Source organism: Pseudooceanicola nanhaiensis DSM 18065 (assembly GCF_000688295.1).
GTDB classification, from domain to species: Bacteria; Pseudomonadota; Alphaproteobacteria; order Rhodobacterales; family Rhodobacteraceae; genus Pseudooceanicola; species Pseudooceanicola nanhaiensis.
In genome coordinates this window covers 668976-685578 of record NZ_JHZF01000013.1, presented here as the reverse complement: position 1 = coordinate 685578, position 16603 = coordinate 668976, and the positions used below count along the sequence as shown (strand labels likewise).

At 68.6% G+C, this 16603-nt stretch carries 23 protein-coding genes; 15 read left to right on the top strand and 8 right to left on the bottom strand.

Annotation, left to right across the window (positions count from 1 at the left end):
- Positions 1–31: 31 nt before the first annotated feature.
- The 3 genes from ispH to Q344_RS0113330 all read right to left on the bottom strand — a co-directional run bounded on the left by ispH (position 32) and on the right by Q344_RS0113330 (position 2084).
- Positions 32–982 (bottom strand): 4-hydroxy-3-methylbut-2-enyl diphosphate reductase, encoded by a 951-nt coding sequence (gene ispH / locus Q344_RS0113340; RefSeq protein WP_028287168.1) that lies wholly within the window; start codon positions 980–982, stop codon positions 32–34.
- A 69-nt stretch (positions 983–1051) separates the two neighbouring features.
- A complete protein-coding gene (locus tag Q344_RS0113335) occupies positions 1052–1486 on the bottom strand; it encodes a YqaA family protein (protein WP_036539211.1) in 435 nt (144 codons plus the stop codon).
- A gap of 22 nt (positions 1487–1508) precedes the next feature.
- Positions 1509–2084 (bottom strand): LabA-like NYN domain-containing protein, encoded by a 576-nt coding sequence (locus tag Q344_RS0113330; protein ID WP_028287166.1) that lies wholly within the window; start codon positions 2082–2084, stop codon positions 1509–1511.
- A 154-nt stretch (positions 2085–2238) separates the two neighbouring features.
- Between Q344_RS0113330 and folK the strand changes: the two genes are divergently transcribed.
- The 6 genes from folK to Q344_RS25155 all read left to right on the top strand — a co-directional run bounded on the left by folK (position 2239) and on the right by Q344_RS25155 (position 7753).
- Complete coding sequence (folK, locus tag Q344_RS0113325; RefSeq protein WP_028287165.1) at positions 2239–2817, top strand: 2-amino-4-hydroxy-6-hydroxymethyldihydropteridine diphosphokinase; 579 nt, start codon at positions 2239–2241, stop codon at positions 2815–2817.
- Positions 2818–2883: 66 nt separating this feature from the next.
- Positions 2884–3237, top strand: coding sequence for a DNA-directed RNA polymerase subunit omega (rpoZ, locus tag Q344_RS0113320; RefSeq protein WP_028287164.1), 354 nt, complete (start codon positions 2884–2886; stop codon positions 3235–3237).
- Positions 3238–3277: 40 nt separating this feature from the next.
- On the top strand, positions 3278–5437 hold the full coding sequence (locus Q344_RS0113315) for a RelA/SpoT family protein (RefSeq protein ID WP_028287163.1): 2160 nt from the start codon (positions 3278–3280) through the stop codon (positions 5435–5437).
- The gene (locus Q344_RS0113310) at positions 5427–6077 is read left to right on the top strand and encodes a DUF2062 domain-containing protein (protein ID WP_028287162.1); all 651 of its coding nucleotides are present in this window, start codon (positions 5427–5429) and stop codon (positions 6075–6077) included. Before Q344_RS0113315 ends, Q344_RS0113310 begins: the two co-directional genes overlap by 11 nt.
- Positions 6078–6106: 29 nt before the next feature.
- The gene (locus tag Q344_RS0113305; RefSeq protein WP_028287161.1) at positions 6107–6853 is read left to right on the top strand and encodes a pyridoxine 5'-phosphate synthase; all 747 of its coding nucleotides are present in this window, start codon (positions 6107–6109) and stop codon (positions 6851–6853) included.
- Positions 6854–6868: 15 nt separating this feature from the next.
- The gene (locus Q344_RS25155; RefSeq protein WP_028287160.1) at positions 6869–7753 is read left to right on the top strand and encodes an NAD-dependent epimerase/dehydratase family protein; all 885 of its coding nucleotides are present in this window, start codon (positions 6869–6871) and stop codon (positions 7751–7753) included.
- Positions 7754–7763: 10 nt separating this feature from the next.
- Here Q344_RS25155 and Q344_RS0113295 read toward each other — a convergent pair whose 3' ends face one another.
- Positions 7764–8660: a LysR substrate-binding domain-containing protein gene (locus tag Q344_RS0113295; protein WP_028287159.1), complete on the bottom strand. Its 897-nt coding sequence runs from the start codon at positions 8658–8660 to the stop codon at positions 7764–7766.
- An 89-nt stretch (positions 8661–8749) separates the two neighbouring features.
- Between Q344_RS0113295 and Q344_RS0113290 the strand changes: the two genes are divergently transcribed.
- The 5 genes from Q344_RS0113290 to rnc all read left to right on the top strand — a co-directional run bounded on the left by Q344_RS0113290 (position 8750) and on the right by rnc (position 11509).
- Positions 8750–8941 (top strand): hypothetical protein, encoded by a 192-nt coding sequence (locus tag Q344_RS0113290; RefSeq protein ID WP_028287158.1) that lies wholly within the window; start codon positions 8750–8752, stop codon positions 8939–8941.
- A 27-nt stretch (positions 8942–8968) separates the two neighbouring features.
- Positions 8969–9415 carry a hypothetical protein gene (locus Q344_RS0113285; protein WP_036539209.1) on the top strand — a complete coding sequence of 149 codons (447 nt, stop codon included), beginning with the start codon at positions 8969–8971 and terminating at the stop codon, positions 9413–9415.
- Positions 9416–9422: 7 nt separating this feature from the next.
- Positions 9423–9827, top strand: a complete 405-nt coding sequence (gene acpS / locus Q344_RS0113280; RefSeq protein ID WP_028287156.1) for a holo-ACP synthase — start codon at positions 9423–9425, stop codon at positions 9825–9827.
- 145 nt (positions 9828–9972) lie between these two features.
- Positions 9973–10812, top strand: a complete 840-nt coding sequence (gene lepB / locus Q344_RS0113275; protein ID WP_028287155.1) for a signal peptidase I — start codon at positions 9973–9975, stop codon at positions 10810–10812.
- Between the two features lie 10 nt (positions 10813–10822).
- Complete coding sequence (rnc, locus tag Q344_RS0113270; protein WP_028287154.1) at positions 10823–11509, top strand: ribonuclease III; 687 nt, start codon at positions 10823–10825, stop codon at positions 11507–11509.
- Here the strand turns inward: rnc and Q344_RS23935 are convergent.
- Positions 11506–11829, bottom strand: coding sequence for a VOC family protein (locus Q344_RS23935; protein ID WP_036539207.1), 324 nt, complete (start codon positions 11827–11829; stop codon positions 11506–11508). The two genes, rnc and Q344_RS23935, sit on opposite strands and share 4 nt — an antisense overlap.
- Positions 11830–12026: 197 nt before the next feature.
- Here Q344_RS23935 and era point away from each other — a divergent pair, with 197 nt between their 5' ends.
- The 4 genes from era to Q344_RS0113245 all read left to right on the top strand — a co-directional run bounded on the left by era (position 12027) and on the right by Q344_RS0113245 (position 14544).
- On the top strand, positions 12027–12932 hold the full coding sequence (gene era, locus Q344_RS0113260; protein WP_028287153.1) for a GTPase Era: 906 nt from the start codon (positions 12027–12029) through the stop codon (positions 12930–12932).
- A 1-nt stretch (position 12933) separates the two neighbouring features.
- Positions 12934–13263: a DUF1491 family protein gene (locus Q344_RS0113255; protein ID WP_028287152.1), complete on the top strand. Its 330-nt coding sequence runs from the start codon at positions 12934–12936 to the stop codon at positions 13261–13263.
- 74 nt (positions 13264–13337) lie between these two features.
- Positions 13338–13871 carry a TetR/AcrR family transcriptional regulator gene (locus tag Q344_RS0113250; RefSeq protein WP_028287151.1) on the top strand — a complete coding sequence of 178 codons (534 nt, stop codon included), beginning with the start codon at positions 13338–13340 and terminating at the stop codon, positions 13869–13871.
- Positions 13872–13941: 70 nt separating this feature from the next.
- Positions 13942–14544, top strand: coding sequence for a glutathione S-transferase family protein (locus tag Q344_RS0113245; protein ID WP_028287150.1), 603 nt, complete (start codon positions 13942–13944; stop codon positions 14542–14544).
- On the opposite strand, the gene Q344_RS0113240 is transcribed toward Q344_RS0113245, so the two are convergent.
- Genes Q344_RS0113240 through Q344_RS0113230 form a run of 3 tightly spaced genes read right to left on the bottom strand, consistent with a single transcriptional unit; the run spans position 14541 to position 16548 of the window.
- The gene (locus tag Q344_RS0113240; protein ID WP_028287149.1) at positions 14541–14951 is read right to left on the bottom strand and encodes a thioredoxin family protein; all 411 of its coding nucleotides are present in this window, start codon (positions 14949–14951) and stop codon (positions 14541–14543) included. The genes Q344_RS0113245 and Q344_RS0113240 overlap by 4 nt on opposite strands.
- 10 nt (positions 14952–14961) lie before the next feature.
- Entirely contained in the window at positions 14962–15813 is an 852-nt protein-coding gene (locus tag Q344_RS0113235; RefSeq protein ID WP_308423364.1) for a cytochrome c biogenesis CcdA family protein, read from the bottom strand.
- 51 nt (positions 15814–15864) lie between these two features.
- Positions 15865–16548 (bottom strand): helix-turn-helix transcriptional regulator, encoded by a 684-nt coding sequence (locus Q344_RS0113230; RefSeq protein ID WP_028287147.1) that lies wholly within the window; start codon positions 16546–16548, stop codon positions 15865–15867.
- Positions 16549–16603: the final 55 nt, after the last annotated feature.

Sequence of the window (16603 nt, the reverse complement as noted above, 5' to 3'; positions counted from 1 at the left end):
TGCCCCGGCGTCAGCCCGGGGGCAATGGCGCTCAGGCCGGTTCGCGCAGGACGCGGGGGACCTTGAACTCGACGTTCTCGCGCGCGGTCTCGACCATCTCGACGGTCACGTCGTAGCGGGCCTTCAGCGCATCGACGACCTCGTTCACCAGCACCTCGGGCGCGCTGGCGCCCGCCGTGATGCCGATGGAGCGGATACCCTCGAGCGCGCGCCAGTCGATGTCCGTCGCCCGCTGCACGAGCTGGGCATAGGAGCAGCCCGCCCGCTCCGCGACCTCGACCAGACGGCGCGAGTTCGAGGAATTGGGCGCGCCCACCACCAACATCGCGTCGATCCTGCCGGCCATGGCCTTCACGGATTCCTGCCGGTTGGTCGTCGCGTAGCAGATGTCTTCCTTGTGCGGGCCGACGATCTTCGGGAAACGCGCGGTCAGCGCCCGGACGATCCCCGCCGTGTCGTCCACCGAAAGCGTCGTCTGGGTCACGAAGGCCAGCCGCTCGGGATCACGCACCTCGAGCCCCGCCACATCCGCCTCGGTCTCGACCAGCAGGACCTCGCCCTCGGGCAATTGCCCCATGGTGCCGATCGTCTCGGGGTGGCCGGTATGGCCGATCATCACGATCTGGAGCCCGTTCTCGTGGTGCCGCTCCGCCTCGATATGCACCTTGGAGACCAGCGGGCAGGTGGCGTCCACGAAGACCATCTCGCGCCGCGCCGCTTCGGCCGGGACCGCCTTGGGCACACCATGGGCCGAGAAGATCACCGGCCGGTCCGGCGGACATTCGTCGAGCTCCTCGACGAAGACGGCACCCAGTTCGCGCAGCCCGTCCACGACATACTTGTTGTGCACGATCTCGTGGCGCACGTAGACCGGGGCGCCCCATTTCTTCAGCGCCATCTCGACGATCTTGATCGCACGGTCCACGCCCGCGCAGAATCCGCGCGGCGCGGCAAGGTATAGGGTCAGCGGCGGCTTGGTCATCGCGGTGTCTCCTGTCGTTTCACACCTATGTGGCCGGGGAGGTCTGGTAAAGGGGCGTGCGGGCGGCGCTCAGCCGAAGAGGCCCTCGGTCACGGCGGCGAGCACGATGTACCGGCCCGTCTTCGCCACGGCGACCAGCGGCAGGAAGATGCGCAGCGGCGTGTGCATCACGCCCGCCGCCACCGTCAGCGCATCGCCGAGCGGCGCCCATGACAGGAGCAGCGTCCAGACGCCCCGCCGGGCGTACCAGTCCTGCGCCTTCGCAAGCTGCGCCTCCTTCACCGGGAACCAGGGGCGGTCCCGTGCGGTCTCGATCCAGCGGCCCAGCCCGTAATTGACCACCGCGCCCAGCGTGTTGCCGATGCTGGCCACCACGACCAGCGACCACAGCGGCGCCGCCTCGCGCAGCTGCATGGCGGCGAAGACGACTTCCGACTGGAACGGCAGAACGGTCGCCGCCCCGAAGGCGGCGGCGAAGAGAATCAGAAGCGCGGGCCAATCCATGTCGCGGAGAATTCCGCGCGGGTCAGCTTCCGGTGGCGACGGCGCGGACGCGCTCGTCGTTGCTCTGTTCACGCGGCGGGCGACCGATGACTTCCTTCAGCTCGTCGAGCTCGATGAAGTTGTCGGCCTGGCGGCGCAGCTCGTCGGCGATCATCGGCGGCTGGCTGCGGATGGTCGAGACCACCGACACCCGGACACCCTGGCGCTGCAGGCTCTCGACCAGCGGACGGAAATCGCCGTCGCCCGAGAACAGCACGATGTGATCCACCCGCGGCGCAAGCTCCATGGCATCGACGGTCAGTTCGATGTCCATGTTCCCCTTGACCTTACGCCGTCCCTGGCTGTCGGTGTATTCCTTCGCAGCCTTGGTCACCATGGTGAAGCCGTTGTAGTGGAGCCAATCCACCAGCGGACGGATCGGCGAGTACTCGTCGTTCTCCAGCAGGGCGGTGTAGTAGAAGGCCCTCAGGAGTTTCCCACGACGCATGAACTCCTGACGCAGCAATTTGTAATCAATATCAAACCCAAGTGCTTTGGCCGCCGCGTACAGATTCGAGCCATCGATGAACAGCGCAAGCCGTTCGTCCTTGTAAAACATCAAAAACCCTTCCGAATTTCGTGGTCGCGTGCCATCCGTGAGTGTGAGTACTAAAAAAAGCGGCCACGGGTGCGTGTAATTAGGCGCTCAACAATTCTGCATCAAGTCTGAGGCTTTGTCCAAAAGTATAGGCGAAATCTCGAGAGAGGGACAGGTGAGCGAGCTTTATCTGGGCGCAATCGGCGGAAATCGTCCCACCAAGGGACGTGCGCCGGCGGACAACCTGCTAGAAGCACTGGCAGAATTGCGCGCTCACCGGGTGACGCCGATCCGCGTCAGCGCCATCTACCGGACCCCCGCCTTCCCCCCCGGCTCCGGCCCTGATTTCGCCAATGCGGCCTTTGTCGCACAGAGCGGGCTGACGCCGCATGGCGTCCTGTCCGCATTTCACGCCGTCGAGGCCCGGTTCGGACGGGAGCGGATGGAGAGATGGGGGGCCCGGACCCTCGACATCGACCTCATCGCGGCGGACAGCAGGATCCTGCCGGATGCGGCGGGCTGGCGGCGGTGGCATGACCTCGCGGCAGAGGCGCAGAGGGTCGAAAGCCCCGACCAACTGATTCTCCCCCACCCCCGGATGCAGGACCGCGCTTTCGTGCTGGTGCCTCTCCTGGATGTCGCGCCGGACTGGCGTCATCCGGTGCTTGGGCGTACAATCGCGGAAATGTGCGCCGAAATCCCCGCTGCGGACCGTGATTCCGTGGTGAAACTGGCTGATGCGCCCCTGCTTTGACCTTGTGTTCAGCCGTTCCGTTGCATATGACACCTGTTCTACCGATTTTCCTGATGGGAGTGCCCCATGGCCCGAGTGACCGTTGAAGACTGCGTCGACAAGGTACCGAACCGTTTCGAACTGGTGATGCTTGCCGCACACCGTGCGCGCGAAGTCTCGTCGGGGGCTGCCATCACCGTGGACCGCGACAACGACAAGAACCCGGTCGTCGCCCTGCGCGAGATCGCAGAGGAAACGCAGAGCGCCGACGAGCTGCGCGAGCGTCTGATCGAGGCGAACCAGAGCCAGATCGAGGTTGACGAGCCGGAAGACGACAACATGTCCCTGCTCATGGGCGCCGAGGTGGACAAGCCCGCCGAGGACGACATGAGCGAGGAGCGCCTGCTGCGCCAGCTGATGGAAGCACAGGGGCAAGGCTGAACGGGGTCGAAGGACCCCAGGGAAGAGGCGCGGAACGAAGATGCTGGCGGCCGACGACCTGATCGCTCTCGTCCGCGCCTACAATCCGAAGACCGACGAGACTCTGCTCCGAGTGGCCTATGACTACGGTCTCGCGGCGCATGAAGGGCAGTTCCGCCACTCGGGCGAGCCCTATTTCAGCCATCCGGTGGCGGTGGCCGCGATCCTCACCCAGCAGAAGCTGGACGACGCCACCATCATCACCGCGCTGCTGCACGACACGATCGAGGACACCAAGGCCTCCTACGGCGAGGTCTCGGACATCTTCGGGCGCGACATCGCCGACCTCGTGGACGGCGTCACCAAGCTGACCAAGCTCCAGCTGTCGTCGACCGAGACCCAGCAGGCCGAGAACTTCCGCAAGCTCCTGATGGCAATGTCCAAGGACCTGCGGGTGATCCTCGTCAAGCTCGCCGACCGGCTCCACAACATGCGCACGATCCGGGCGATGCGGCCGGAGAAGCAGGTCCAGAAGGCGCGCGAGACGATGGACATCTTCGCGCCGCTGGCGGGCCGGATGGGCATGCAGTGGATGCGCGAGGAGCTGGAAGACCTCGCCTTCAAGGTGCTGAACCCCGAGGCGCGGCAGTCGATCCTGCGCCGCTTCATCACCCTTCAGAGCGACGCGGGCGACGTGATCGACCGGATCACCGCCGACATGCGGCAGGAGCTGAAGCGCGCCGATGTCGAGGCCGAGGTGCTGGGCCGCGCCAAGAAGCCCTATTCGATCTGGCGCAAGATGCAGGAGAAGGGGCAGGGCTTCTCGCGCCTGTCCGACATCTACGGTTTCCGGATCATCACCGACAGCGAGGATGCCTGCTACCGCGCGCTCGGCGCGATCCACCGCCGCTGGCGGGCGGTGCCGGGGCGCTTCAAGGATTACATCTCCCAGCCGAAGTCGAACGGCTACCGCTCGATCCACACCACCGTGTCCGGGCGCGACGGCAAGCGGGTCGAGGTGCAGATCCGCACCCGCGCCATGCACGAGGTGGCCGAGGCGGGCGTTGCCGCGCACTGGTCCTATCGCGACGGCGTGCGGTCCGAGAACCCCTTCGCCGTCGATCCGGTGAAATGGCTCTCGGGGCTGACCGAGCAGTTCAACTCGGAAGAGGATCACGAGGATTTCCTCGAGGCCGTGAAGCTCGAGATGTATTCGGACAAGGTCTTCTGCTTCACCCCCAAGGGCGAGGTCGTGAAGCTGCCGCGCGGCGCGACGCCCATCGACTTCGCCTATTCGATCCACACCCGCATCGGCAACGCCTGTGTCGGCGCCAAGATCGACGGGATGCGGGTGCCGCTCTGGACCCGTATCAAGAACGGCCAGTCGGTCGAGATCACCACCGCCGAGGGTCAGACACCGCAGGCGACCTGGCTGGAAATCGCGACCACCGGCAAGGCCAAGACCGCCATCCGCCGGGCGCTGCGCGAGGTCGACAAGGAACGCTTCATCCGGCTGGGCCGGGAACTGGCGCGGTCCGCCTTCGAACATGTCGGCAAGAAGGCCACCGACAAGGCGCTGGACGCCGCGGCGAAGCAGCTCCGCCTGCCCGATCGCGACGAGGTTCTCGCGCGCCTCGGTTCGGCCGAGATGACCGCGCGCGAGGTGGTGAAGGCGGTCTATCCCGACCTCGCGCCCGCCGAGGGCAACGGCGTGACATGGGACCGCGCGGTGATCGGCGTGGAGGAGGGCTCCTCGTTCCAGCGCGCCACCTGCTGCCAGCCGCTGCCGGGCGAGCGCATCGTCGGGATCACCTGGCGCGGGCGCGGCGTGGTGGTCCACGCGATCGATTGCGAGACGCTGGCGGAATACGAGAACCAGCCGGAACGCTGGGTCGACCTGCACTGGCATTCGGGCCGGCACGAACCGATCTACCCGGTGACGCTCGACGTGACGATGGGCAACGACGCGGGCGTGCTGGGCCGGATCTGCACATTGATCGGCGAGCAGAAGGCCAATATCTCGGACCTGCGGTTCGTGGATCGTAAGCCGGACTTTTACAGAGTCTCGATAGACCTCGAACTCAGCGACGCCGAGCACCTGCACACGGTGGTCTCCGCGCTCGAGGCGGAAAGTGACGTGGCGGCTGTGGAACGCCGGCGGAACGGAGCAGTTGAAGCAAGGGCGGACAACGCCATGCAGGGAGAAGCGGTTGGTCTTTAAGCGCCGGGACAGACGTCCGATCTGGAAGGTCGCGGCGGATTTCTTCTGGCCGAAAGGAGGCTGGGGCCGTGCGGCGCAATACGTCAAGCACCGCGTCCAGCGCCTGCCCGACAAGCCCGAGCGCATCGCGCGCGGCATCGCCGCCGGGGTCTTCACCGTCTTCACGCCATTCTACGGTTTCCACTTCCTGACCGCCGCGCTCTGCGCGAAGCTGATCCGCGGGAACATCATCGCGGCCCTGCTCGCCACCTTCGTCGGCAACCCGCTGACCTATGTCCCGATCGCGGCCATCTCATTGGAAACAGGTCATTTCCTGCTGGGCGACCGTCGGAAGATGACGCCGGACATGCACGAATCCATCGGCGGCCGCTTTGCCGATGCCTATGACGCGCTGCACCACAATTTCATCGCCATCTTCACCGATGACACGATGAACTGGACCTGGCTCGCCACGTTCTACCACGAGGTCTTCTTCCCCTACATGATCGGCGGGATCATCCCCGGGATCCTGGGCGGCGCGGTCGGCTTCTACCTCTCGCTGCCCGTCATCCGGGCCTACCAGCAGCGCCGCAAAGGGGCCTTGCAAGAGCGCCTGAAAGGCATCAAGGCTGCCAAGGCGACAAAGGCCGAGAGCAAGTAAGCCCCGGCCCGAAGACCGGAGGCAAGCCCATGACCCACCTGCGCCTTGGCGTGAACATCGACCACGTCGCCACCGTCCGCAACGCCCGCGGCGGCGCCTATCCCGACCCGCTGCGCGCCGCGCAACTGGCCGAGGAAGCCGGCGCCGACGGGATCACCGCGCATCTGCGCGAGGACCGCCGGCATATTTCGGACGCGGATATCGAGGGGCTGATGGAGGTGCTTACGGTGCCGCTCAACTTCGAGATGGCGGCCACCGACGAGATGCAGGCGATCGCCCTGCGCCACCGGCCGCACGCGGTCTGCATCGTGCCCGAGAAGCGCGAGGAGCGGACCACCGAGGGCGGGCTGGAAGTCGCCCGCGAAGAGAACAGGCTCGCGCATTTCATCGCCCCCCTGCGCGACGCGGGCTGCCGGGTGTCGATCTTCATCGCCGCCGACCGCAAACAGATCGAGGCCGCGCACCGGATCGGCGCCGAGGTGATCGAGCTGCACACCGGCGCCTATTGCGACGCCCATGCCGAAGGCCGTCTCGACGCCCGGGATGCCGAGCTCGAGCGCCTGCGCGAAATGTCGGCCTTCGCCCATTCGCTGGGGCTCGAGGTGCATGCGGGCCACGGGCTGACCTACGACACGGTCCGCCCCGTCGCCGCCTTCCCCGAGGTACGCGAGCTCAACATCGGGCATTTCCTGGTCGGCGAGGCGATCTTCCTCGGGCTCAAGCCCGCCATCGCGGAGATGCGCCGCCTGATGGACGAGGCCCGCGCGGGCAGCTAGAGCCCGGAGGCACGGATGACCGAAGACCTGACCCTCGGCGTGGTCGGCGCCACCGGGCGCCTCGGCGCACGGCTCGCCCGGCGGCTGCGGGACGAAACCGGCGCCCGGCTGGTCCTGACCGCGCGCGATCCGATGCGGATCGACATCGACCCGGACGACCCGCGGATCGCGTTGCGCGCGCTCGACCTCGACGCGCCGGAGGCGGCGGCGCGGAGCCTCGCCGAGTGCGACGCGGTGGTCTTCTGCCCGATCCTGACGCAGAGCGTCGCCACGGCCGAGGCGCTCCGCCGCATCGCGCCCGGGGTCCGGATCGTCGCGGTCTCGTCCAACAACGTCGGCCTCGACCGCGCCTCCGAGCTCTACCAGGCGCTCGACCGGGCCGAGGATCGCATCCGCGCCCTGCCCGACCCCTGGGCGATCGTGCGTCCGACGATGATCTACGGCCTGCCGGAGGACGGCAACCTCGGCCGCCTGCTCGCCGTCGCGATGAAATCGCCGGTCCTGCCGCTGCCCGGCGACGGGCGTGCCCTGCAGCAGCCGGTGCATGTCCATGACCTCGCCGGGCTGGCGATGATGCTGGCGCTCGGCGCCGGCGGCGACCGGGCCGAGGTGACGGCGGCGGGCGCCGAGGTGCTCAGCCTGCGCGCGCTCTACCGCAAGGTCTGCCGCGCCGCGGGACGCGGGCGCTTCGTGCTGCCGGTGCCGATGGCGATGGTCGCCCGCGCCGTGGCGCGCGCCGAACGCGACGGCCGGCCGGTGCCCATGACGACCGTGCAGCTGCGCCGGGCCGGGATCGACAAGCTGCCGACATGGCCGCTGCTGCCCGGCTGGACACCCGAGGTCACGCTCGACGCGGGCCTCGCCGCAATCGCGCAGGAGCTGCGGCGCCGCCGGGGCTGAGCCCGGCCCCTCACGCGCCACCAAGCCCGCCTTCGGCCAGCACCTCGAGCAGCCAGGTCCGGAACAGCCGCTGCGGCCCCGAGAGCGAGCGGTCCCGCGCCGAGACCAGCCAGTAGCTGAGGCCCGAGAGGTGGAACCGCGGCACGGGCGCCAGGATCTGCCCCCGGTCCAGCGCGTCCCGGCAGAGCGCCTCGAAGGCGAGGAACAGCCCCTCGCCCGCCATCGCCGCATCAAGGCAGAGCGACGCCTCGTTGAACGTGGGTCCGTCGCCGAGGATCGCGGGCGAGAGCCCCTCGGGCTCCAGCCAGTCCTCCCAGCCGAACATGGCGCCGGGCTCGCGGATGATCGGCACCCGGGCGATGTCGGCGGGCGCCTTGATCCGGGCGGCCCAATAGGCGTTGCAGACCGGCACGATCCGCTGCGGGAACAGCCGTTCCGCCGTCACGCCGCGATAGCCGCCGGGGCCGATGCGGATGGCGAAGTCGATGTCCCCGGCATTCGGATCGACAAGCGCCGTCTCGGAATCGATCCGCACGCGGATGTCGGGATGCGCGCGGGTGAAGCCCGACAGCCGCCAGATCAGCCAGCGCGCCGCGAAGATCGGCGCGACCGAGATCGTCAGCACATGGGCCCGGTCGCGGCGCGTCATCTCGACTGCCGAGCCGAGCGCCGCGAATCCCTCGCCCAGGCGGCGGAAGATATCCTCGCTCCCCGCCACCGGCACCATCCCGCCGGGGCGGCGGTCGAAGAGCCGGCGGTCCAGCGCCGCCTCGCACCGGGCGATCTGCTGGCTGACAGCGCCGGGGGACACGCCCAGCTCGCGCCCGGCGGCCGAGAGGGAGCCGAGGCGGGCCACCGCCTCCATCGCGCGGAGGCCGTTGAGGGGGACGAGGTTCAGGCCATCCATTCAGATAATCTAAATACCCATGCAGGTCTTGTGCAGTTTTTCGCGCATCGTGCCCCCATTATATTCACGAAGACTGAAAGGAGAAAACCATGTTCAACTGGTTCACCAAACCGAAACCCCCTGCGGAGCGGCCCGCCCCCGGCGACCCCTTCGCCCATCCCGAGGTCGCCGCGATGCGCCATCGCGAGCTATCCGGCCTGCCGCTCACCCCGCCGCCTGCCCCCGCGCAGCGGCGCGACGCGGCCTCCGTGGCGAAACCGATGCGTGCCATCGCGTGTTGATCCTCCAGCCCCAACTGGAGGACACCCATGTTTCGTCACGCCCTCATCCCCCTCGTCTGCCTCGCCGCTGCGCCGCTCTCGGCCGCCAGCGTCAGTGACTGCGGCGACCGCGCGAGCGCGCGGTTCCTGGCCGAGCCCTGGGAAGAGAACACGGCCACCTTCGCGGAAGGCGAGGTGCGCCTCGCCGTGCTCGACATGAAGGAACCGGCCGGCGCGCCCTCCTACCTCGTCGTGCTCTCGCCGCCCTACAACGAGGTCGGCGACCGCCAGTGCAAGATGGTCGAGGCGCAGCCGAACTACGGCTTCTACCAGATCGACCTCGCCACGGTGGAGGCCGAGCAGGACGCGGAGACCGGCCTCACCCTGCGCATCCCCGTCACGGATTACGCCGACGGCTGGAAGAACCCGCCGCCTTTCCCCCTGACAGTGACGATCAATCAGTCTACTGGAGAGGTGACGGCCACCACGGACTAGAGGCGCCATGATCCTCGGCATCGGCACCGACCTCGCCAACATCGAGCGGATCCAGGGCACGCTGGACCGGTTCGGCGACCGCTTCCGCAACCGCGTCTTCACCGAGGTGGAACAGCGCAAGGCCGAACGCCGCCGCGATGTCGCCGGCACCTATGCGAAACGCTGGGCGGCGAAGGAGGCCTGCTCAAAGGCGCTCGGCACCGGGCTGAGGATGGGGATCGCCTGGAAGGACATGGCGGTGTCGAACCTGAGGACCGGGCAGCCCGTGATGCACGTCACCGGCTGGGCCGCCGAGCGGCTGGCGGCCATGACCCCGCCGGGGCACGAGGCGATCATCCATGTCACGCTGACCGACGACCACCCCTGGGCACAGGCCTTCGTGGTGATCGAGGCGCGGCCGATCACGGTTTGAGGCGCCCGGCCGGGACGCCCTGCGGACCCTCCGGAAATGCGCTGTTTTGCCGTGGCTTCCGGCGTTGCGGGCCGCCGCGTCGCGCCTTGACACCAAGCGCCCCCGCCCGCATGTAGCGCCGGAGGCTTGGGCAGGGACAACCGACATGGCGAGCGAAGGCGGCTTCTTCAGCGCGGTCTGGGAAACCATCAAGACGATCTTCTGGGCATTGCTGATCGCCGGGATCTTCCGGACGATCTTCTTCCAGCCGTTCTGGATCCCCTCCGGTTCGATGAAGGACACGCTGCTGATCGGCGACTTCCTCTTCGTCAACAAGATGACCTACGGCTATTCCTACGCCTCCTGCCCCTCGGTCCGGTTGCAGCGCTTCGGGATCAACATCGACGCGCAGGACATCTGCGGCTTCCTCGACGGCGACAACACCCGCATCCTGGGCGGCGAGCCCGAGCGCGGCGACGTGGTCGTCTTCCGCCATCCCGCCACCGGGCAGGATTACATCAAGCGCCTCGTCGGCCTGCCCGGCGACACGGTGCAGATGATTGACGGCGTGCTGCAGATCAACGGCGCCCCCGTCGAGCTGGAGGATGACGGCGTCTTCGTCGAGACCTACGAACGGCAGGGCCCCGAGGGTCGTCCGCCGCGCTGCGAGAACGGCGCCGTGGGTCCGGGCGCGGATTGCGAGAAGTCGCGCCAGATCGAGACGCTGCCGGGCGGCACCAGCCATCACATCCTGAACATCGGCACCTATCGCGGCGCCGACGACACCGGGGTCTTCCACGTCCCCGAGGGCCATTACTTCATGATGGGCGACAACCGCGACAACTCGCTCGACTCGCGCTTCCCGGTCACCGCGGGCGGGGTCGGCTTCGTGCCCTACGAAAACCTCATCGGACGCGCCGACCGGATCATGTTCTCCTCGGCGGGCCGGTCCATGCTGTTCTTCTGGACCTGGCGCAGCGACCGGTATTTCAAAGCCATCGAGTGAGCGTGCGGCGATGAAGCTGTCACGCGAACAGACCGCCTTCCAGAAGCGGCTCGGTCATGAATTCGACCGGGTCGAACTGCTGCAGAACGCGCTCACCCATTCCTCGGTCTCCTCCGCCACGCGCGAGGACAACCAGCGGCTCGAGTTCCTGGGCGACCGGGTGCTCGGGCTGGTCATGGCCGAGGCGCTGCTCCGCGCCGACCGGGGCGCCTCGGAGGGGCAGCTCGCCCCGCGGTTCAACGCGCTGGTGCGCAAGGAAACCTGCGCCGACGTCGCGCGCGAGATCGACCTGGGCGCGGTGCTGCGGCTTGGCCGGTCCGAGATGATGACCGGCGGGCGGCGCAAGCAGGCGCTGCTTGGCGACGCGATGGAGGCGGTGATCGCCGCGGTCTATATCGACGGCGGCTTCGATGCCGCGCAGCGCGTGATCCTCTCGCTCTGGGGCAGCCGGATCGAGACGGTCGAGGCCGACGCCCGCGACGCGAAGACCGCGCTGCAGGAATGGGCGCAGGCCCGCGGGATGCAACCGCCACGCTACGTCGAGACGGCGCGGACCGGCCCGGACCATTCGCCGGTCTTCACCATCGCCGCGCGGCTTGCCACCGGCGAGGAGGCCAGCGCCTCGGCCGGGTCCAAGCGCCAGGCCGAGCAGGCGGCCGCCGAGGCGCTGCTGAAAGCGCTCGGCCCCAAGGGTTAATCCCCCTCCATCACCACGAGATTGCCGTCCGGATCGCGCAGCTGCACCCGCAACCGGCCGGCATCCGGCGTCACCCCGGACTCCAGCCGGATCAGCCGTTCCCGCCGTGTGGCGATGTCGGCGACCACCAGGGTCAGCGCGCCCTGTCCCGCGCGATCGCGATCGCGGCGCAGCCGCAGGCCCGCGGTGCCGGGATGGTGCCATTCGGCGAGGTCCGCGGAGTGGCGCGCGTCCGGGTCGCGCCCCAGGAGGTCGGCGAACCATTCCGTGCTGGCGGCGAGGTCGGCGCAGGGCAGGTCGGCGAAGACGGGTCGTGACATGGCGGCTCCATGGTTGGACAAGGGGCGCACCCCGCGGTGCATCTGCTCCTTCTTCCGCCCGTCCGTTAATATTACGTGAAGGTCCGCGGACAGCCCGATGACGGCGCGCGGGTCCGGCGGCGCACCGCCTCAATTCGCTGGCGAGAGGCGCACATTTCCGCTACATCGCCTGTTCATCCCAGACCGGAGCCCCTGCCATGACCACCCGCGCCGGATTCGTCGCCCTGATCGGAGAGCCCAATGCGGGCAAGTCGACCCTGCTGAACCGCATGGTCGGCGCCAAGGTGTCGATCGTGACCCACAAGGTGCAGACCACCCGGGCGCGGATCCGGGGCGTCGCGATGGCGGGCGACAGCCAGATCGTCTTCGTCGACACGCCGGGGCTGTTCCGGCCCAGGCGCAGGCTCGACCGCGCGATGGTCGCCGCCGCCTGGGGCGGGGCCGCGGATGCCGACGTGGTCGTCCTGCTGGTCGAGGCGCATCGCGGCGTGACCGAGGGGGTGGAGACCATCCTCGAAGGACTGGCCGACATGCCGAAGGGCCGGACCGTGGCGCTGGCGATCAACAAGATCGACCGGGTGGAGGGGCCGCGGCTGCTGGCACTGGCCGAGGATCTGAACAACCGGCTGCCCTTCGCGAAGACCTTCATGATCTCGGCCGAGAAAGGCTATGGCGTCGAGGATCTGCGCGACTGGCTGGCGGGCGAGGTGCCGGAAAGCCCCTGGCTCTATCCCGAGGACCAGATCGCCGACCTGCCGCTCCGGATGATCGCGGCCGAGATGACGCGCGAGAAGCTCACCCTGCGGCTGCACCAGGAGCTTCCCTACCAGCTCACCGTCGAGACGGAGAACTGGGAAGAGCGCAAGGACGGCTCCGCCCGCATCGACCAGGTGATCTACGTCAGCCGGGCGGGCCACAAGGGCATCCTGCTGGGCAAGGGCGGCGAGACGATCAAGGCGATCTCGAAAGCCGCGCGCGAGGAGATCGCGGCGTTTCTCGACCGGCCCGTGCATCTTTTCCTGCAGGTGAAGGTGCGCGAGAACTGGCAGGACGAGGCCGCGCGCTATTCCGAGATGGGCCTCGATTTCCGCGACAGCAACTGAGATGCGGCTGACCGCCCGGCTCTGGGTCGATGCCTACCTGACCCGCCTGCGCCTGGCCGACATCCCGGCCTTCGTGACCGCCCATGGTGACGACACCGGCGGCGCGGTGCTGGTGAAGCTCAATACGCTGGATGGCCGGGCCCGCGCCTTCACCCGCAGCTTCGACCTGACGACCGGCGACCGGACCTGGGTGGCCCTGGCCGAGGGCGAGGAGGCCGAGGTCGACGCGGCCGTGGCCCGTCAGCGCGGATTCGATCCCGACCTCTGGGTGATCGAGGTCGAGGACCGGCAGGGCCGTCACCTGCTGGACGAACCGGGGCTCAGGGAGTGACCATTCCGCCCCGGATCGCTGCATTGCAGAATTTTTCACATGCAGAATCACTCCGGCCGGTCTAGCTTTGACGCATGGTCACGCGTCAAAGACTCTCGCCCGATGACTGGCTCAAGGCCGGTGTGGATGCCCTTGCCCGGCTCGGGCCGGAGGGGCTGAAGGCCGAGCCGCTGGCGCGGGTGCTCGAAACCACCAAGGGGTCGTTCTACTGGCACTTCCCCGACGTGCCCACCTACCAGAAGCGCGTGCTGGAATACTGGAGCGAATCGAACGTCGCCCCCGAGGAAGCGCCGAAGAAGAAGAAGGAAGCGGTGGCCGAGCTGAAGAGCCTCATGGAGGACGGCTTCGGCGAGGACGGCGCGGCCGAGGCGGCGATGCGCACCTGGGCCCGGACCGATCAGGACGCCGCCGATGCGCTGGCCAGGATCGACGCCGTCCGGATCGAGCGGATCCGCACGCTGCTCGACAAGCTGGGCGTGACCAATCCCGACATCCCCCGCGCGCTCTACGCCGCGCGGATCGGGGCGGCGCAGATCGCCAAGGGCAAGGACAAGACCACCAAGGCCGCGATCGAGACGCTGGTCGACATGGTCATCGCGCTGCGCTGAGCGCCCGTTCCGAGGGTTCCGCTTGCCCGACTCGGCGCGCAATGGCTGGATGCGGGGCGGAGGTATTGCCATGATCGAACTGTTTCACGCCCCGCGCTCGCGCTCTTCCGCCATCGTCCAGCTTCTCGACGAGATGGACATGATGGAGAAGGTGACGATCCGCGAAGTCTCCATCTCGCGGCAGGACGGCAGCGGCGGCGCGGATCCCGCGAACCCGCATCCGGACGGCAAGGTGCCCTACCTGCTGCACGACGGGGCCGGCATGACCGAGGTGAACGCGATCATGCTGCACCTCACCGACCTCTTCCCCGAGGGCGGCATGGGCGCGCCGCTGGACGATCCGCTGCGGGGCCCCTTCCTGATGTGGATGGCGTGGTATGGCAACGTGCTGGAGCCGGTGGTGCATTTCCACTTCGCCCAGATCGAGTCGCCCGCCCTCAAGCGGACCTTCCGGGACTTCCCGACCGCCGTCGCGCGGCTCGAGGCGCAGCTGGCCAAGGGGCCCTGGCTGCTTGGCGAGCGCTATTCGGCGGCCGATCAGATCGCGGCCCAGATGTTCCACCTCTTCCCGCAGTTCCAGCCCAAGGACGGGCCGATCCCCGACTGGGTGGCCCGCTATGCCGAACGCCCCGCCTCGCGGCGGCAGGCCGAGCGCGACGCCCTGCCCGCCTAGGCCGTCGCCGCGTTCAGGGCCGCGTCGAGCAGCGCCTTGATGCGGTCTTCGCGGGTCTCGGCGACCAGGCGGCCGACCTCGGTATCGCCCTTCAGCACCACCAGCGTCGACCGGCGCGGGATGTTGAGGCGCTGCGCAAAGGACGACCGGCCGTAGGTGTCCCAGTCGATGTTCACGAAGGTGATGTTGGCCTCGTAATCCGGGTTCTCTGCCTTCAGCCTTTTCAGCACCTTCTCCTGGGCCGCGCAGGTCGTGCACCAGCTTGCCTTGAAGTCGAGGAACACGGTCCGCCCCGCGCCGAGCGCGTCGGTGACGACGCCGGGCTTGTACTCGACCGGCTCGGCCGAGAGTGCGGCGGGAAGAAGCAGGGTGGCGCCACCGGCGGCGATGAAATCACGTCTCTTCATGTCATTCTCCTCAGATCGACACCGACAGGTTCAGCAGCCAGTCGGGCATGGTGTCCACCGCCCAGGCTTCGGCGGCATGATGCAGGCGGAACAGGATCGCAAGGCCCGTCGCCACGAAGATCGCGCCCAGGATCGGCCGCGACCTCTCGGCCAGCGCGCGCAGCCAGCGGTCCCGCCCGGTCAGCAGGCGCCGCGCGCCGTAACCTAGCGCGAGGATGACGCTCGCCACCCCGAGCGCGAAGCCCGTCATGATGAACGTCGCGCGCAGGAGGCTCTCGCCCTGGCTGGCGAGCGAGATCGCCCCGCCGAGGGTCGGCCCGACGCAGGGGCTCCAGACCGCGCCGAGCAGCAGCCCGCCCAGGAACTGGCCCCGCGCGCCGGTGCTGTCGATCCGGCCGATCCGCGCATCGGCGCCGGTGGCAAGGCCCGCGGTGGCGGCCGAGAAGGCCATCGAGAAGCGCGGCACCAGCAGGATCACCCCGAAGCCGATCATCAGCACGGCGCCCGCCTGCGCCACGCTCTGCTCGTCGATCCCGAGCGCATAGCCGAAGGCCGTCACGGTGATCCCGAGCACGACGAAGGACAGCGACATTCCCGCCGCAAGGGCGAGCGGGCCGTAACTGCTCGCCTGCAGGGCAGAGCCCAGCACGATCGGCAGCACCGGCAGGACGCAAGGATTGATCAGCGTCAGCAGGCCCGCGAGGTAGGCGAGGATCACTTCCATGCCCCATGGGTAAGCGGCGAAGCGCCGTCCGTCACCAGACAAGCGCGTGAGCAGGGGCGCGTTGCGGCGTCGCGTGGCGCCGTTGCCGCGCCGCTGGCGGCCGGTGGCGTCCGGGGCGACGCGGGGGAGGCCGGCCATGCCCTGGGATGGCCCATGGACACGGCGGCGCACGTCACCCTCGGGGTCCGGTCACGTCCGGCCGCCCATCTCCGCGATGACCCGGCGGAGCAGTTCGACCCGCCGGGGGCGGAAGCTCTCCGCGGTCGCGGCGCAGGCGGTCATGCGGTGGAGGTGGAACCTGCGGAACCCCTCCCGCAGGCAGCACCACGCAAGGAGGGTGGCGTGGCGGTCGGTGTAGACCACCGCCAGAGGTCGCACCCGCCGCTCCGTCGCCCGGCCCTCCGCATCGGCATAGCGGATATCGAGCGCGGTCTCGTGCCAGCATGCGTCGCGGATCGTGTCGATGAACCGGGCGGGCTCGGCCGGGGTGAAGCGGTAGGACATGGTGACGGCATGCATCATCTGGCGCTCCACCCGTTCGGGCACCGTCGCGGCGATCTTGGCGAGCGCGCCCTCGGCGGCGGCGGCCAGCGCGGGATCGGCCACCTGCCGCACCTCGGCCAGCCCGAGCACCAGCGCCTCGATCTCGAGCCGGTCGAACATCTGCGGCGGCAGCGCCGGGTCCTCGGTCAGGGTGAAGCCGAAACCCGCCGCGCCGTCGATCACCGCGCCGGCCGATCTCAGCGCGCCGATGTCGCGGTAGAGCGTGCGTTCGGAGACGCCGGTTTCCTCGGCCAGCCGGGCGGCGGTGACCGGCCCGGGCAGCGTCCGGAGAAGGTGCAGCAGGCGGAACATGCGGTCGGTGCGGGGCATCCACGCCTCCTGACGTAATCTGACAGGAGGGTGCCACGATAAGGGGTCATCACCA

Coding starts and splice junctions, on each gene's coding strand:
- era (WP_028287153.1), top strand. CDS start 12,027: ATGACCACCCGCGCCGGATTCGTCGCCCTGATCGGAGAGCCCAATGCG.
- Q344_RS0113305 (WP_028287161.1), top strand. CDS start 6,107: ATGACCCACCTGCGCCTTGGCGTGAACATCGACCACGTCGCCACCGTC.
- Q344_RS0113285 (WP_036539209.1), top strand. CDS start 8,969: ATGTTTCGTCACGCCCTCATCCCCCTCGTCTGCCTCGCCGCTGCGCCG.
- acpS (WP_028287156.1), top strand. CDS start 9,423: ATGATCCTCGGCATCGGCACCGACCTCGCCAACATCGAGCGGATCCAG.
- Q344_RS23935 (WP_036539207.1), bottom strand. CDS start 11,829: ATGTCACGACCCGTCTTCGCCGACCTGCCCTGCGCCGACCTCGCCGCC.
- ispH (WP_028287168.1), bottom strand. CDS start 982: ATGACCAAGCCGCCGCTGACCCTATACCTTGCCGCGCCGCGCGGATTC.
- Q344_RS25155 (WP_028287160.1), top strand. CDS start 6,869: ATGACCGAAGACCTGACCCTCGGCGTGGTCGGCGCCACCGGGCGCCTC.
- Q344_RS0113335 (WP_036539211.1), bottom strand. CDS start 1,486: ATGGATTGGCCCGCGCTTCTGATTCTCTTCGCCGCCGCCTTCGGGGCG.
- Q344_RS0113250 (WP_028287151.1), top strand. CDS start 13,338: ATGGTCACGCGTCAAAGACTCTCGCCCGATGACTGGCTCAAGGCCGGT.
- lepB (WP_028287155.1), top strand. CDS start 9,973: ATGGCGAGCGAAGGCGGCTTCTTCAGCGCGGTCTGGGAAACCATCAAG.
- Q344_RS0113255 (WP_028287152.1), top strand. CDS start 12,934: ATGCGGCTGACCGCCCGGCTCTGGGTCGATGCCTACCTGACCCGCCTG.
- Q344_RS0113315 (WP_028287163.1), top strand. CDS start 3,278: ATGCTGGCGGCCGACGACCTGATCGCTCTCGTCCGCGCCTACAATCCG.
- Q344_RS0113295 (WP_028287159.1), bottom strand. CDS start 8,660: ATGGATGGCCTGAACCTCGTCCCCCTCAACGGCCTCCGCGCGATGGAG.
- Q344_RS0113230 (WP_028287147.1), bottom strand. CDS start 16,548: ATGCCCCGCACCGACCGCATGTTCCGCCTGCTGCACCTTCTCCGGACG.
- rpoZ (WP_028287164.1), top strand. CDS start 2,884: ATGGCCCGAGTGACCGTTGAAGACTGCGTCGACAAGGTACCGAACCGT.
- Q344_RS0113245 (WP_028287150.1), top strand. CDS start 13,942: ATGATCGAACTGTTTCACGCCCCGCGCTCGCGCTCTTCCGCCATCGTC.
- Q344_RS0113240 (WP_028287149.1), bottom strand. CDS start 14,951: ATGAAGAGACGTGATTTCATCGCCGCCGGTGGCGCCACCCTGCTTCTT.
- Q344_RS0113330 (WP_028287166.1), bottom strand. CDS start 2,084: ATGTTTTACAAGGACGAACGGCTTGCGCTGTTCATCGATGGCTCGAAT.
- rnc (WP_028287154.1), top strand. CDS start 10,823: ATGAAGCTGTCACGCGAACAGACCGCCTTCCAGAAGCGGCTCGGTCAT.
- Q344_RS0113235 (WP_308423364.1), bottom strand. CDS start 15,813: ATGGCCGGCCTCCCCCGCGTCGCCCCGGACGCCACCGGCCGCCAGCGG.
- Q344_RS0113290 (WP_028287158.1), top strand. CDS start 8,750: ATGTTCAACTGGTTCACCAAACCGAAACCCCCTGCGGAGCGGCCCGCC.